Origin of the sequence: Mesorhizobium sp. B2-8-3, assembly GCF_006440815.1 — a bacterium.
Taxonomy (GTDB): domain Bacteria; phylum Pseudomonadota; class Alphaproteobacteria; order Rhizobiales; family Rhizobiaceae; genus Mesorhizobium.
On sequence record NZ_VFTW01000001.1, the window covers coordinates 166,661 to 181,284 of the forward strand.

At 65.9% G+C, this 14,624-nt stretch carries 14 protein-coding genes; 7 read left to right on the forward strand and 7 right to left on the reverse strand.

All coding sequences use genetic code 11. The features are described from left to right. Positions 1-49 precede the first annotated feature (49 nt). The gene (locus FJ418_RS00885) at positions 50-1,030 is read left to right on the forward strand and encodes a S8 family serine peptidase (protein ID WP_140863094.1); all 981 of its coding nucleotides are present in this window, start codon (positions 50-52) and stop codon (positions 1,028-1,030) included. Positions 1,031-1,052: 22 nt separating this feature from the next. On the opposite strand, the gene FJ418_RS00890 is transcribed toward FJ418_RS00885, so the two are convergent. Genes FJ418_RS00890 through FJ418_RS00900 form a run of 3 tightly spaced genes read right to left on the reverse strand, consistent with a single transcriptional unit; the run spans position 1,053 to position 3,624 of the window. Continuing rightward, a complete protein-coding gene (locus FJ418_RS00890; RefSeq protein WP_140863096.1) occupies positions 1,053-2,321 on the reverse strand; it encodes a CCA tRNA nucleotidyltransferase in 1,269 nt (422 codons plus the stop codon). Beyond that, the gene (locus tag FJ418_RS00895) at positions 2,318-2,950 is read right to left on the reverse strand and encodes a CoA pyrophosphatase (protein ID WP_140863099.1); all 633 of its coding nucleotides are present in this window, start codon (positions 2,948-2,950) and stop codon (positions 2,318-2,320) included. The genes FJ418_RS00890 and FJ418_RS00895 overlap by 4 nt, the downstream gene beginning before the upstream one ends. After that, positions 2,950-3,624: a DUF1285 domain-containing protein gene (locus tag FJ418_RS00900; protein WP_140863437.1), complete on the reverse strand. Its 675-nt coding sequence runs from the start codon at positions 3,622-3,624 to the stop codon at positions 2,950-2,952. The genes FJ418_RS00895 and FJ418_RS00900 overlap by 1 nt, the downstream gene beginning before the upstream one ends. A gap of 154 nt (positions 3,625-3,778) precedes the next feature. Here FJ418_RS00900 and FJ418_RS00905 point away from each other — a divergent pair, with 154 nt between their 5' ends. The 4 genes from FJ418_RS00905 to FJ418_RS00920 are packed head-to-tail and all read left to right on the forward strand — an operon-like array spanning position 3,779 to position 10,610. Then, the gene (locus FJ418_RS00905) at positions 3,779-4,783 is read left to right on the forward strand and encodes a MoxR family ATPase (RefSeq protein WP_140863102.1); all 1,005 of its coding nucleotides are present in this window, start codon (positions 3,779-3,781) and stop codon (positions 4,781-4,783) included. Next, positions 4,783-5,700: a DUF58 domain-containing protein gene (locus FJ418_RS00910; protein WP_140863105.1), complete on the forward strand. Its 918-nt coding sequence runs from the start codon at positions 4,783-4,785 to the stop codon at positions 5,698-5,700. The genes FJ418_RS00905 and FJ418_RS00910 overlap by 1 nt, the downstream gene beginning before the upstream one ends. Beyond that, positions 5,697-8,519 carry a DUF4159 domain-containing protein gene (locus tag FJ418_RS00915; RefSeq protein ID WP_140863108.1) on the forward strand — a complete coding sequence of 941 codons (2,823 nt, stop codon included), beginning with the start codon at positions 5,697-5,699 and terminating at the stop codon, positions 8,517-8,519. The genes FJ418_RS00910 and FJ418_RS00915 overlap by 4 nt, the downstream gene beginning before the upstream one ends. A gap of 3 nt (positions 8,520-8,522) precedes the next feature. Beyond that, a complete protein-coding gene (locus tag FJ418_RS00920) occupies positions 8,523-10,610 on the forward strand; it encodes a hypothetical protein (RefSeq protein ID WP_140863113.1) in 2,088 nt (695 codons plus the stop codon). A 53-nt stretch (positions 10,611-10,663) separates the two neighbouring features. Here the strand turns inward: FJ418_RS00920 and clpS are convergent, their stop codons facing one another. The 4 genes from clpS to FJ418_RS00940 all read right to left on the reverse strand — a co-directional run bounded on the left by clpS (position 10,664) and on the right by FJ418_RS00940 (position 12,185). After that, positions 10,664-10,969 carry an ATP-dependent Clp protease adapter ClpS gene (clpS, locus tag FJ418_RS00925; RefSeq protein WP_140645738.1) on the reverse strand — a complete coding sequence of 102 codons (306 nt, stop codon included), beginning with the start codon at positions 10,967-10,969 and terminating at the stop codon, positions 10,664-10,666. A 128-nt stretch (positions 10,970-11,097) separates the two neighbouring features. Further along, complete coding sequence (locus tag FJ418_RS00930; protein ID WP_140645737.1) at positions 11,098-11,442, reverse strand: hypothetical protein; 345 nt, start codon at positions 11,440-11,442, stop codon at positions 11,098-11,100. Positions 11,443-11,593: 151 nt separating this feature from the next. After that, positions 11,594-11,845: a hypothetical protein gene (locus FJ418_RS00935; protein WP_140645736.1), complete on the reverse strand. Its 252-nt coding sequence runs from the start codon at positions 11,843-11,845 to the stop codon at positions 11,594-11,596. A gap of 37 nt (positions 11,846-11,882) precedes the next feature. After that, complete coding sequence (locus tag FJ418_RS00940) at positions 11,883-12,185, reverse strand: hypothetical protein (protein ID WP_140645735.1); 303 nt, start codon at positions 12,183-12,185, stop codon at positions 11,883-11,885. A gap of 237 nt (positions 12,186-12,422) precedes the next feature. On the opposite strand from FJ418_RS00940, the gene FJ418_RS00945 reads away from it, so the two are divergent. After that, on the forward strand, positions 12,423-13,139 hold the full coding sequence (locus tag FJ418_RS00945; protein WP_140645734.1) for a response regulator transcription factor: 717 nt from the start codon (positions 12,423-12,425) through the stop codon (positions 13,137-13,139). Continuing rightward, positions 13,136-14,545, forward strand: a complete 1,410-nt coding sequence (locus FJ418_RS00950; RefSeq protein WP_140863116.1) for an ATP-binding protein — start codon at positions 13,136-13,138, stop codon at positions 14,543-14,545. The genes FJ418_RS00945 and FJ418_RS00950 overlap by 4 nt, the downstream gene beginning before the upstream one ends. Positions 14,546-14,624 lie beyond the last annotated feature (79 nt).

The following is a 14,624-nucleotide window of genomic DNA, read 5'->3' on the forward strand; positions in this document are numbered from 1 at the left end:
CCGAAACTCACGATCGTCCGTCCTGGTTCTGTCTGACTGGAGAATGAACATGTCGGTTAAGTCCTTGAAGTTCGGCCTCGCCGCTGCCCTCGCCATCCTTTCGGCGCCGATGGCATCGGCGCAGGAAGCTCTCAGCCCGGACGAAATGGCTGCACTCTGCCATGGTGGCGGGTCGATCTGCGTGAGCGCAACGATCCCGGTCGCGCGGACGACGCAAGCCGTGCAGAGCTGGATGAGCCCCGACGTCGGCGCCGCGTGGGCAGCCGGCTACAAGGGCAAGGGCGTCACCATCACCATGGTCGACGACTTCAGCAGTTCGTCGCGCTTTTCCGGCAATTTCGGCATCGGCGTGCAGACCCAGCGGCACGGTGAATGGACGCGCGAGGAGGCAAGCATGATCGCTCCGGCGGCGACCATCCGCTCCAAGGATTTCTCGACGGGCACGGCCGTCCCGCTGGCCGCCGGCCGCAACGTGCTTAACCTGAGCTACGGCATGTACACAACTGCGGGCTACAGCACGAACCAGATCTGGTGGGCTCCAGAGGAGTCCTCGATCATCTCCTACGCCACCAAGGGTTCGGCCATCGTCTCGAAGGCGGCCGGCAACGACGCGGTCGCTGTCGGTGGGGTCACGGGCGGGCAGCAGGACTACCTCGACCTTGCCCTGATCGGCAAATCGACGGCGATCTTCGTCGGCGCATTGTCGACGAACGGCACCACAGCCAACAAGGCCCAACTCGCCTGGTATTCCGACTATGCCGGCTCCAACACGGCTGTGCAGAGCCACTTCCTGGTGGTCGGCGTCGAGGGCAACAAGACCGGTCTTTACGGAACTTCGTTCGCCGCGCCGATCATCTCGGGCTACGCCGCGATCATCGGCAGCAAGTTCACCAAGGCAACGCCGGTTCAGATCACCAACGACCTGCTCAACACGGCCCGCACCGACACGCTGGTCAATTACGACCCGTCCATCTACGGCAAAGGCGAGGCAAGCCTCTCGCGCGCCCTGGCTCCCGTGGCGATACGTTGACGGGCGCCGGCGCTCCGGCCGTCTAAAGCTCCAGGGCCTGCGCGGCGCGTTCCATCAGCGCGCCGCGTTCCAGGGTGAAGCCTGACTCCATCCATTCCTTCTCGAGGTTCTTCAGCGTGGCGCCGAGCTTGGGGCCCGGCGACGCGCCAAGCTCGGTCAGGTCGGCGCCTTTGATCGGGAACACCGGCTTTTCCCACTTGAGCGTGAAATTGAGCAGGCGTGAAAAGCCGCCGGCTTCCATCATCGCCTGATTGTCCTCGACGGCACGCGTCCGCGCGGCGGCAAGCGCCAGTCGAATACGGTCGAGATAGCCGTCGCGATCGCCGTAATAGAGTTTCTTGGCCAGTTCGGTCTCGGTCGCCTTGGCATCCGGCGCAACGGTCAGCGCCCAATGCCGCAGGCGATCGCCATCCTCGTTCGAAAGTCGCAGCCTCTCGCCAAGCGTCTTCATACGCACGGCATCGGGCGGGACGATCGCCTCCAGCCTCAGCACCGGATCGGCGATCCAGCCGAGATCCTCTCCAGCCTTGACCAGGCCATGGATGGCGTCGATGCCCCATTTCTCGCTTTCCGGCAGCACGGCGGTGAGCACGCCAGCCTGGCGCATCCACAAGAGCGCGCGCGAGGGATCCGGAGCCGACAAGAGCTTCTTCAGTTCGGACCAGACCCGTTCGGCCGAAAGCCGCGCAAGCCCATCCTTCAGCCTGGCGCAGGCCTTCAGCCCTTCCGCGTCCGGCCGTCCTTCGCCATACCAGGCAAAGAAGCGGAAAAAGCGCAGGATGCGCAGATAATCCTCGCGGATGCGCGCCTCCGCGTCGCCGATGAAACGCAGCCGCCGCGCTTCGATGTCGGCGATGCCGCCGACCAGGTCGACGACCGTGCCGTCCGCTTCGGCATAGAGGGCGTTGATGGTGAAGTCGCGCCGCTCTGCGTCGGCTTTCCAGTCACGTCCGAAAATCACTTTTGCCCGCCGCCCGTCGGTCTGGATATCGGCGCGCAACGTCGTCACCTCATAGGGCTTGCCGCCCGCGACCACTGTGACCGTGCCATGATCGATGCCTGTCGGCACCGTCTTGAAGCCGACGGCCTTGGCGCGTCTGATCGTTTCCTCGGGCACCGTGGTCGTGGCGATGTCGACGTCGGCGACCCGTTGGCCGATCAGCGTGTTGCGCACCGCGCCGCCGGCGATACGCGCTTCCTCGCCGCCCTCCTTCAGCACGGCAAGCAGCTTCTGCAGATGCTTTTCGGCGAGCCAATCGGCCTTGCCCGAGAGAGACACCTCAGCGCTCACGCATAGAGCCTTTCATAGAGCGTGCGGACGATGCCGGCGGTGACGCCCCAGATGCGCTGGCCGCCATAGGGCATATCGTAGAAGAACCATTCGAGGTCGTTCCAGAAACGGCTGTCGCGCGCGTGGTTGGCGGGGTCCATCAGGAAACTCAGGGGCACCTCGAAGGCCGCATCGACCTCGTCGGCATTGAGCGTCAGCGAAAAACCCGGCCGCACGATGGCAAGCACCGGCACGATGCGGTAGCCGCTGCCGGAGACGTAGTCGGGCATGCGGCCGATGATCTCGATGAAATCCCGCTCGAGGCCGATCTCTTCGAAGGTCTCGCGCAGCGCCGTGGCCTCGGGGCCGGGATCGGTCGGATCGATCGTGCCGCCTGGGAAAGCCACCTGGCCTGAATGGCTGCGCAGCTTCTCGGCGCGCTTGGTGAGCAGCACCATGGCGCCCTTGGCACGGTCGATCACCGGAATCAGCACCGCCGCGTCGCGCAGCGGCTTGACATGTTTGAGCCGGGGATGGCCGGGATTGAAGCGATGGTCGCCGAAATCGTCGCCAGGGACGATCGCCGCTTGTGCCGCGACGCGCGCCCGAAAATCCGCGACCGAAAACGCAGCCGGCGTCACCTGGTCCATCACGCGCTCAGCCGCCTCAGTTTCTCGGCCGGCATGATCGGATAGACCTCGCCGCCCGAGCGGACGGCGAACATCGCCTTGCCGCCGATATCGATCTCCTCGCCATGCTCGACCAGTTCATACATCACCGGCCGCGCCACCAGCGCCTCCAGCCGTCCGCGCACCAGCACATAGGGTTTCAGTCCGCCGGTTTCGTCCTCATCGACGAAGCGCAGCGGATGGCCGGGGCCGGCGACGACGACGTCGCCGACATTGGTGCGGAAGGTGACGACCTGATTGTTCCCGCTCCCGGACACGTTCATTTCGACGGCAATGAAGGGGGCGTCGACGACACGTATGCCGACCCGCTCGACCGGCGTCACCAGATAGGTCTTGCCGTCGGCATCCTTGCGCAGAACGCTGGAAAAGAGCTGAACCAGCGGCATGCGGCCGATCGGCGTGCCGAGATAGAACCATGTGCCGTCGGCCTTGATTTCCATGTCGAGATCGCCGCAGAACTCCGGATTCCAGCGCTCGACCGGCGCCGGCCCCTTGCCGGCCCGGGCCGCGCGTGAGATCAGCGCCTCCAGCCCGCGCGCCTCGGTGGCGCCGGTCAAGCTCTGTTTGCTCAGGCTCTGCTTGCCGGCGCTTAGTTCGCCCGGCGTTTGTTCACGATGTTCGCTGCGTTCGGCCATGGTCACGAAATAGTCACTGTTGTCCCGATTGTCAGCCTTGTCCGCCCAAGTCTGTGATTTAAGTTCGAATGCAGGCGCCAGGCGAGGCCGAATCGCGGCATTCTGCGACATTGAGAATGCAGGCCGGTATTTCCAACCACAAGGATCGAACGGCATGAGCGTGATGATCAAGGAAAGCCCGATCAGCGAAAAAGCGATGATCGAGGAAGCCGAAAAGGCGTTGGCCGACATCTCCAGGGTCCGCGACGCGGTCGGCCGGGTGATCTTCGGCCAGGAGGCGGTCGTCGAGCGCACGCTGGTGGCGCTGCTGGCGGGCGGCCATGCGCTGCTGGTCGGCGTACCCGGCCTCGCCAAGACCAAGCTGGTCGAAACGTTGGGCATCGTGCTCGGCCTCGATTCGCGCCGCGTCCAGTTCACGCCCGACCTGATGCCGTCGGACATCCTCGGTTCCGAGGTGATGGAGCAGGACGAGTTCGGCAAGCGCTCCTTCCGCTTCATTTCCGGGCCGATCTTCACGCAATTGCTGATGGCCGACGAGATCAACCGCGCCTCGCCGCGCACGCAATCGGCGCTGCTGCAGGCGATGCAGGAATATCACGTCACCATCGCCGGCGCCCGCCACGACCTGCCGGCGCCCTTCCACGTGCTGGCCACGCAGAACCCGCTGGAACAGGAAGGCACCTACCCGCTGCCGGAGGCTCAGCTCGACCGCTTCCTGATGCAGGTCGACATCCTCTATCCTGAGATCGAGGCGGAACGCCGCATCCTGCTCGAAACCACCGGTGTCGACGAAGCCAAGGCCGACAATGTGCTGCAGCCGGCACGGCTCAGAGAGGTCCAGACGCTGATCCGCCGCATGCCGGTGCCGGAAAGCGTCGTCGAGGCGATCCTCAAGCTGGTGCGCTCGGCCCGGCCCGGCCAGGGCAATGCCGAGACGGACAAGCACGTCGCCTGGGGGCCAGGGCCCCGCGCCAGCCAGGCGCTGACCCTGTGCGCCCGCGCGCGCGCCCTATATGATGGCAGGTTGGCACCTTCGGTCGACGACGTCCGCGCCTTGGCCGAACCGGTGCTGCAGCATCGCATGGCGCTGACTTTCGCCGCCCGCGCCGAAGGCACCTCCGTGCGTGACGTGGTGGCGAAGCTGGCAAAAGGCATCTGATGGGTCGAATAGGCGAGGTCCAGGCACCGGTTGCGACGCGCGATGCGCTCGCCCGTGGCCGGTTGCGGGCTTCATTGGTGCCGGACCTGCTGGTCGAGGCGCGCCGTATCGTCAACACGGTGATCGCCGGCTGGCACGGCCGCCGCAAGCGCGGCATCGGCGAGAATTTCTGGCAGTTCCGGCCCTATGTCGAAGGCGATTCCTCGCGCATCGACTGGCGGCGCTCCGCCAGGGACGACCACACCTATGTGCGCGATCGCGAATGGGAGGCCGCGCACACCGTCTGGCTCTGGGCCGACCCATCGCCTTCGATGCTCTACAAATCGGCCGGCGTCGGCGTTTCCAAGGAATCGCGCGCGCTGGTGCTGGCGCTCGCCTTGTCCGAGCTCTTGTCGCGCAGCGGCGAGCGCATCGCCTGGCCGGGCCTGACGGACCCGTTCACCGCCCGCAACGGCGCCGAGCGGATCGCCGCCCAGCTCAGCCACGCCGCCGCGCTTCCGGCCAAGCCCGATCTGTCGGCCATCCGCCGTTTCTGCGACATCGTGCTGGTCAGCGATTTCCTCGATCCGGTCGAGGAAACCATGGCTTGGCTCGACGTGCTGGCGCGCCACGGCGTGCGCGCGCATCTGATCGAGGTGGCCGATCCGGCCGAGGAAACCTTCCCCTATGCCGGCCGCACCGAGTTCACCGATCCCGAGACCGGCGACAAGCTGACCGCCGGCCGCGCCGAGATGCTGGCCGAGGAATACCGCCTGCTTTACCGGGCCCGCCGCGAGGAATTGGCTGCCTGGTGCAAGCGTCTCGGCTGGAGCTATACCGTCAACCACACCGACCGTCTCGCCTCCGAGGCGCTGGTGCGCATCCACATGGCGCTGACCGCCGACGGTAGCAATAATGTCGGAAAGGCGGTCGCATGAGTTGGCTGCCGCTTTCCTTCGGGGCGCCCATGGTGCTGTGGGGACTTCTGGCGCTGCCGGTGATCTGGTGGTTGCTGCGGCTCACCCCGCCCAAGCCGCAAACGGAAGTGTTCCCGCCGTTGAAAATCCTCGCCCGGGTCCTGAGGCGCGAGGAAACCCCGCAGCAAAGCCCGTGGTGGTTGACGCTGCTTCGGTTGCTGATGGCGGCGCTTGTCGTGATGGCGTTGGCCGAGCCGGTCTTCAATCCGCGCGAAAAACTGCCGGCGGAAGGCGCGGCCCTGGCGCTTGTCATCGACAATGGCTGGGCAAGCGCCGCCGACTGGAACAAGCGCGTGGCCACCGCCGAACGGCTGATCGCCGATGCCGGCTCGAACGGCGTGCCGGTCGTCATCGCCTTCACCGCCGAGAAGCCCAATGCCGAGATCGGCCCCTTCGATGCCTCGGCCGCGCTCGACCATCTGCGCGCGGCAAAGCCGCGGCCAATCCCCACCGACAGGCCCGCCGTCTACGCCCGTGTCGCCGCCGCGTTGGAGCGCCTGCCCGGCGTCAGCGTTGCCGTGCTCGCGGATGGCCTTGCCGCCAAAGGCGACGAGGCCGCTTTCAAGACGCTGCTCGAAAAAAACGCGACACGGCTGGTTTGGGCCATTTCCGACCGGCCTTCGCTGACCGGCCTGATTGGCGCCGACAACCAGGTCGACGGCTTCGCGCTGACCGCCATCCGCGCGCCGGGCGATCCGGCCCCGGCGCAGGTCACCGCGGGCGCCTTCGACGACAAGGGCCGCCGCATCGCCGATGCGACGCTGACCTTCGCGCCGGGCGAGGCCGCGACCACGGCCACGATGGCGGTCCCGTTCGAACTGCGCAACGATTTCGCCTCGATCGCGCTCGACGGCGAGCACCAGGCCGGCGCCGTGCGCGTGCTCGACGAGAGTTCGAAACGCCGGCGCGTCGGCCTTCTGTCGCAGGCCGAGGCCGACCAGGCGCAGCCGCTTCTGTCGCCGCTCTACTATATCCGCCGCGCCCTGCAGCCCTTTGCCGATCTGGTCGAGCCGTCGAGCGCCGATCTCGCCGACGCCATTCCGCAGCTTCTCGACCAGAAGCCGGCGATGATCATCATGGCCGATGTCGGCACCATCCCGGAGCAGGTCAAGCAGCGGCTGGTCGACTGGGTCGACAAGGGCGGCACGCTGATGCGCTTTGCCGGCCCGCGCCTCGCCGCGGCCGGCAATGACGACGACCTCCTGCCGGTCAGGCTGCGCAGCGGCGAGCGCGCGCTGGGCGGCGCGCTGTCGTGGACGACGCCGCAGGCGGTGACTGAATTCCCGAAGAACGGCCCCTTTGCCGATCTTTCACCGCCTTCCGAGGTGACGGTCAGCCGGCAGGTTCTGGCCGAGCCGACGCCCGACATCGTCGAGCGCACCTGGGCCACGCTTGCCGACGGCACGCCGCTGGTGACGGGCATGAAGAAGGACAAAGGCACCCTGGTGCTCTTCCATGTCACGCCCGAGGCGACCTGGTCGAACCTGCCGATCTCCGGCAGCTTCGTCGAGATGCTGCGGCGCGTCGTGCAATTGTCGCGCAACCAGGGCGCCGCGATCGCCAATGCCGAAGCCGCCGCGGCGTCGCTCGCTCCCTACCGTATGATCGGCGCCGACGGCACGCTGACGCCGCCCTCGCCCGATGCGCGGCCGCTGGTGCCCGGCGCCGGTCCGCTGCCGGTGACGCTGGAAAACCCGCCAGGCCTTTACGGCTCGGAGACCGGTGTGTTCGCGCATAATTTGCTCAACGCTTCGAGCACATTCGCGCCGCTGGCGCGCCCGCAGGTTTCGCTGCCGGTGACAACCGTCCCCTATGCCTTCGACGAATCGGAAAACCTCAAAGGGCCGCTCGTCGCCATCGCGCTCCTGTTGATGGTGCTCGACACCTTGGCCGTGTTCTGGATGGGCGGGCTGCTGGCGCGCTGGCCGCGCCGCGCTAGGGCTGTAGCAACCGCCGCGGCCGTTCTGGTCGTGCTCGGTGGGCTCTTCGGCCACGCCGACCTTGCCCGCGCCGACGATTCGAAACCTGGCGACGCCCAGGCGATCGACGACATTTCGAAAACCCGCATCGCCTATGTGATCACCGGCGAGCCCGGCGTCGATTCGATCAGCCGCGCCGGCCTCGAAGGCCTCACGCGCTTCCTCATCGAGAAGACCGCGCTTGAGCCCGGTCCGCCGGCGGGCGTCGACATCGCCAAGGACGAGCTGTCCTTCTTTCCGCTGATCTATTGGCCAATCGACGCGTCGGCGCCTATGCCCAGCCAGGCGGCGATCGCCCGCATCGACGCCTATATGCAGCAGGGCGGTACGGTTCTGTTCGATACGCGCGACCAGTTCTCGAATGGCATCGGCGCCGGCTCGGCAAGCCCGGCGACCGAGCGGCTGCGCGACATCCTCGGCAATCTCAACGTGCCGCCGCTGGAGCCGGTGCCGTCGGACCACGTGCTGACCAAATCCTTCTTCATCCTTCCGGAGTTCCCCGGCCGCTTCAATGGCAGCCCGCTCTGGGTCGAGGCCTCGCTCGAGGCCAGCAACACCGAGAACCGCCCGGTGCGGACCGGCGACGGCGTCTCGCCGATCATGATCACCGCCAATGATTTCGCCGGCGCCTGGGCCATCGACGAGAACGGCGATCCGATGCTGCCGACCGTGCCGCCGGATCCGATGCAGCGCGTCTATGCGCTGCGCGCCGGCGTCAACATCATGATGTACATGCTGACCGGCAATTACAAATCCGATCAGGTGCATGTGCCCGTGCTGCTCGAACGGCTGGGGCAGTAGGTCATGAACTGGTCGATCTCCTTCGAACCGCTGGTTTCCTGGCCGCTGTTTGGCCTTCTCTTCGTGCCGTTGCTGCTGCTGGCGCTGGTCGGCCTGTGGTTCCGCCAACGCGGCTCGGCGCTGCGCTTCATCGCGTTGCTCGCGCTTGCCGCGGCATTGCTCAACCCGGTGTTCCTCGCCGAGGAACGCGAGGCGCTGAAGAGCGTCGTCGCTCTCATCGTCGATCGCAGCCAGAGCCAGGACATCGGCGACCGCGCCAAGCAGACCGACGAGACGCTGGCCGGGTTGCAGCAGCGTCTTGCCCGCTTCAAGCAGTTCGATGTCCGTGTCGTCGAGGCCGGCAAGTCCGAAGCCGCCGACGAGCGCACCGAAACCAGGCTCTTCAGCGCGCTGGAGGGCACTTTCCGCGACGTGCCGCCGTCGCGCATCGGCGGCGCGATCATGATCACCGATGGCGAGGTGCATGATGCGCCGGCCGGCGCACCGGAGTTCAACGCTCCGCTGCATGCGCTGATCACCGGCAACGAGCACGAGAAGGACCGCCGCATCCGCTTCGAGAACGCGCCGCGCTTCGGCCTCGTGGGCAAGCCGCTCGACATGACCTACCGCGTCATTTCGACGGAAGGCGATGGCGGTCCGGTGGACGTGCGCGTCTCGGTCAATGGCGAGCAGGTCTCGGTCGAGCACGCGACCGTCGGCCAGCCGACGAAGCTCTCGGTCACCATACCCAATGCCGGCCGCAACATCGTCCAGCTCGGCATCGACCGGGAGCCCGGCGAACTGACCGACGCCAACAACCGGGCGATCGCTTTGGTCGACGGCATCCGCGAGAACCTGCGCGTGCTCTTGGTTTCCGGCGAGCCGCATGCCGGCGAGCGCACCTGGCGCAACCTTTTGAAGTCGGACGCATCGGTCGATCTCGTCCACTTCACCATTCTGCGCCCGCCGGAAAAGCAGGACGGCACGCCGATCAACGAGCTGTCGCTGATCGCCTTCCCGACGCGCGAGTTGTTCGTCGAGAAGATCAAGGATTTCGACCTGATCATCTTCGACCGCTACCAGCACCGCGACGTGCTGCCGATCCTGTATTACGATTACATCTCCGAATATGTCGAAAAGGGCGGCGCGCTGCTGATTGCCGCCGGCCCCGAATATGCCGGCGAAAACTCCATTGCCCGCACGCCGCTGAACGCCGCGCTGCCGGCCATGCCGACCGGCGAGGTGGTGGACAAGGCCTTCTATCCGCGCCTGACCGATCTCGGCCAGCGCCATCCGGTGACGCGCGGGCTCGACGGCTCGGCGAGCGAGCCGCCGCATTGGAGCCGCTGGTTCCGCACCATCGGCGTCAAGAATCCGGAAGGCGAAGTGGTGATGAAAGGCGCTGACGATCGGCCCCTGCTCCTGCTCGACCGCAAGGGCGAAGGCCGTGTCGGCATGCTGCTCTCCGACCAGGGCTGGCTGTGGGCGCGCGGCTTCGAGGGCGGTGGACCGCATGTCCAGCTTTATCGCCGCATCGCCCACTGGCTGATGAAGGAGCCGGAACTGGAAGAGGAGCGGCTGACCGCCGACGGCCGCGGCATGATGCTTGAAATCCGCCGCCAGACGATGAGCGACGACCCGGGTCCCGCCCAGGTCATCACGCCGTCCGGCAAGGCGATGACGGTCAAGCTCGAGAAAGCCGAGCCCGGCATCTTCACCGGCAGTCTGCAGACCGGCGAGATCGGCCTCTACCAGATCGGCAATGGCGACCTTACCGCGCTTGCCCATGTCGGCCCGATCAACGCGCCGGAATTTTCCGACGTGATCTCGACCGAGGACAGGCTGAAGGCGCCTGCCGAGGCGACCGGCGGCAGCGTGCGGCGGCTGGCTCCGTCGTCGACGCTCGGCAATCTCGCCGGCGGCGTGACGCTGCCGTCGATCATCCCTGTCCGCTCTTCCGCGGCCGCTTCGGGCGACGACTGGATCGGCCTGCGCACCACCGACGACAGCACGCTCAAGGCCGTATCGCGCGTGCCTCTGTTCGGCGGCTTCCTCGGCCTCGGCCTGCTGCTGCTCGCCATCGGCTCGATGTGGTATCGCGAAGGGCGGTGACACCACTTTCTTCCTTCTCCCCTTCTTGTGGGAGAAGGGAAAACTCCTCCGCCCTACTCTTCGGGCTCGGTGGTGAACAGCAGCGGATAGCCCTTGGCCTTGCCGGCGTCGGTCGCCCGCGTCGCCTTGGTCTCGGCGATATCCTTGGTGAACACCGCGACGACGCAGACACCGCGCGTATGCGCGGTGATCATGACGCGGTGCGCCTGGTCTTCGCTGAGTTTGAACTCGCCCTTGAGCACCGTCACCACGAACTCGCGCGGCGTGAAATCGTCATTGACGAGGATGACCTTGTAGAGTTTCGGCCGCTCGGTCTTCGGCTGCGGCTTGACGCGGGGCTTGATGACGGTTTCTGGCATCGGATCCGGCGGCGAGGAACTGAGTTCTCGCTCTCATTTTGTCACGCTGAAAAACACCCGTCCAACCCTCCGCGTGGATAGCGACGGATTGGACGTTCGATATTATGTGGGGAAGCGCCGCCGATGGGTCAACGGTCCTGGCGTCCGACCGGACGGCGCAACGGGGTGCCCGATCTGCCTGAACCGACGTCGCCATCCATGCCCGAGCCGCGCTCCATGAAGGCAAAGAATATCCAGCCGGCCAGGCCGATCAGCGTTATGCCGGTCAGCACGAGCAGCATCCAGGACTGTGCCGGGGTGATGTAGTCGAAGCTCGAGGAGATCAGTGGAGCGAAAAGCTCGGGTTCGGTCCTGCCGCTGGCGGGATCCGGCACGGGGCTTGCGGTAAAGATGATCAACGATCGTGCCGCCCCGGTGGCGATCAGGCCGCCGAGCGTCAGCGAGCGCATCAGGGACGAAAACCGCTTCCTCATGCGGATTGTCCTACAGCACCGGCATTGCGATCGGGTTAAGGATCGGGAGCGGCGCGGCGAAATCTGCCGATGCCAGGCTTCGGTCGCCGGAAGACCGCTCCAGCCGGAACCGGCCGGAGCGGTTTTGAAGGATCAGGACTGAAAGCCTGGATTAGGACTTCTTCGCCGGAGCCTTCTTGGCCTTCTTGACCGGGCACTTGTGCGTCTTGGTCACCTTGCAGGCCTTCTTGGCAGCGACTTTCTTCATCGGCTTCGCAGCGGTGCTGTCGGCCGGAGCAGCCGTGGTGGTCGCGGTCGAGGCAGCCGGGGCGGCGGTCGTCGTGGCGGCGGCGTTACCGAGAGCCGGCATCGCGAAAGCGAGAGCAACACCGAGGCCGAGGGCGGAGAGGATGGACTTCTTCATGGCTTCATTTCCTTTTTCTTGCAGGTCTGGATGAGCGTCACTGAGCAGGATCGATCGGTGTCACTCCAAGCAGCTTCAAAGCGTTTGCGAGCATCCGGATTCCCTGCGCCTGTTTCTTGTTGGCGCAGAACCGGTTTCCCTTTCTTTGCAGTGCTTTCGCCGCGGTGACCTGCGTTGCCGCGGCATGGGTTTCGAGGGCTTCGTCAACCTGACGGCTCAGATTGGTGCAACGCTCGGTCCGGGTGAGCGGCGCGACCTTAGCGGTGGAGGCGCCGGCCGCTGCTGTGATGAGCGATATGCTGAGCAAAGCACCCGTCACGCTGATCCAGAACCTCTGCATTGGTCTTGTCCGTTACTCCGGAAACTTGCGTCGCAGCCGATGACCTGACCGCCACGGCACCGGTTATGCTCTTGAAATTTTTCACCAGTTTTTCCCGACTGTAGAATTTTGTTTCTGGATTGTTTCTGGGGAATCCGGCCGGCGCGACGATCGAGGCCACTGGCCAAGATGTGGCCCGAATTCTATCGTGTGAGAGACCGGCGAAGGATGCACGGCCAACAGAATCATAGGTTTCGAGTGAAATCGGACGCACACATACTGATCGTCGACGACGACAAGGGCATACGCGACCTGCTGCAGGAGTTCTTCCAGAAGCGCGGGCTGCACACGACGGTGGCTGCCGACGGCATCGAAATGGAAGCGGTCCTGCGCCGCACGCCGGTGGACCTGATCGTTCTCGACGTGATGCTGCCCGGCAAAAGCGGGCTTGAGCTTTGCCGCGAGATCCGCGCCAACTACACCACGCCGATCATCATGCTGACCGCGGTCACCGAAACGACCGACCGCGTTGTGGGCCTTGAAATGGGCGCCGACGACTACGTGCCAAAGCCCTTCGACCCGCGCGAGCTTTTGGCCCGCATCCGCGCCGTGCTGAGACGCAACGGCAGCGCCGAGCCGCGTCGCCCCACGGCCAAGCAGATTTACCGCTTTGCCGGCTGGACCATGGATTGCGCGAGGCGCCGACTGACGGCGCCGGACGACGTCCGGGTGGAACTGACGATGGCGGAGTTCAACCTGCTGCAGACCTTCGTCAAGAGCGCGCAGCGCGTGCTTACCCGCGAGCAGCTGATCGAGCTCTCCGGCGGCGACACCGGCTACAGCTTCGACCGCAGCGTCGACATTCTGGTGAGCCGCCTGCGCCGCAAGATGGAAGACGATCCGAAGACGCCGAAACTGATCCTGACCGTGCGCAGCGGCGGCTATCAGTTCCTGCCCGAGACGACGTCCGAATGAGACGCTTCCTGCCGCAGACCCTGCCAGTCTGGGTGCTGCTCATCGTCATTGCCGGCCTCATGCTCAGCCAGGTGACGACGCTCTACATCGTGGCGCGCGACCGAGCCGCCGCCAACGGCGTCGTCGATCTCTACCGGCTGAACGACCGCGCCTATTCGCTGGTGCAGCTGATGCATGACGCCACGCCCGACGAGCGCAAGGCGACCGCGTCCGGCCTGTTCAACTCGACCTATGCGCTGACGGTTTCGGACACCCCCGCCGTCACCTCTTCGATCGCCGGCGACGACCAGCTTGCCGAGTTGGAGGACATCCTGGTCGGCCGCCTGTCGAAGTTCGGCATCACCGATGCGCGCGTGCGGCGCGATCCGGCCACCCAGGAGGCGGATGTTCCCGATGGCCAGGCGGTGAACAAGGATGTCGGCCAGGTCGAGCGCGACCTGCTGGTCCTGGCCGCGGATTTCGCGCAGAGCGACAAACTGACCGCCTCGCTGCGCTTTTCCGACGGCCAGTGGCTGAATTTCACTGAGCCGATCACGCCGGCAGGACCGATTCTCAGCCTCGACAGCCTGCCGCTCTATTCGCTGATCGCCGGTTTGATCGTGGTCATGTCGATATGGTCGCTGCGCCGGCTGACCGCGCCCTACCGGATGATGGAAACGGCGGTGACCCGCATTGGCAATGACCTGAAAAGCCCGCCGATCGCCGAAAGCGGCAGCCGCGAGATCCGCGCCGCCGCAAAGGCGATCAACGCCATGCAGATGCGGCTGCGCGATTATGTCGAAGACCGCGAGCACCTCGCGGCGGCGCTGGCGCATGATCTGCGCACGCCGCTGACCCGGATGCGCCTGCGCCTCGAACTGTTGCGTAGATCCCCCACGCGCGAGGCGCTGGCGCACGACCTTGCCGACATCGAAAGCATCGCGAGCTCGGTCATCGACTTCGCCAAATTCGAGGTGACCGAGGAAAAGGCCGAGCGGATCGATTTCTGGTCGCTGGTGGAATCGGTCGCGGACTCCTTCGACGGCGCATCCTTCGACGAAGACGTGGTCCCGTCGCGCGGCCTGATCTGCATCGCGCGGCCGGTGGCGCTGCGGCGCTGCATCACCAATCTCATCCAGAACGCGGTGACCTACGGCAAGAAGGCGCATCTCGGCGTGCGGCGATCGGGCGACACGATCACGCTTTCGATCCGCGACGAAGGCCCAGGCATCCCGCAGGAGAAGCTGGACGCGGTGTTCGGCTCCTTCGTGCGGCTGGAGGAATCGCGCAACCGCACCACCGGCGGCCTCGGCCTCGGCCTCACCATCGCCCGCAACATCGCCCGCGGCGCCGGCGGCGAGGTCGATCTTTCCAACTACCCCGGCGGCGGCCTGCTGACGGAGCTGCGGCTGCCGGTGGCAGCTTGAGTCAGGAGCGGCGTCGGTCCGCCGTCCGCGCCTCTGGATCAGTCGAACCATCCTTGTGATAGTGCGATCCGCCTGATCA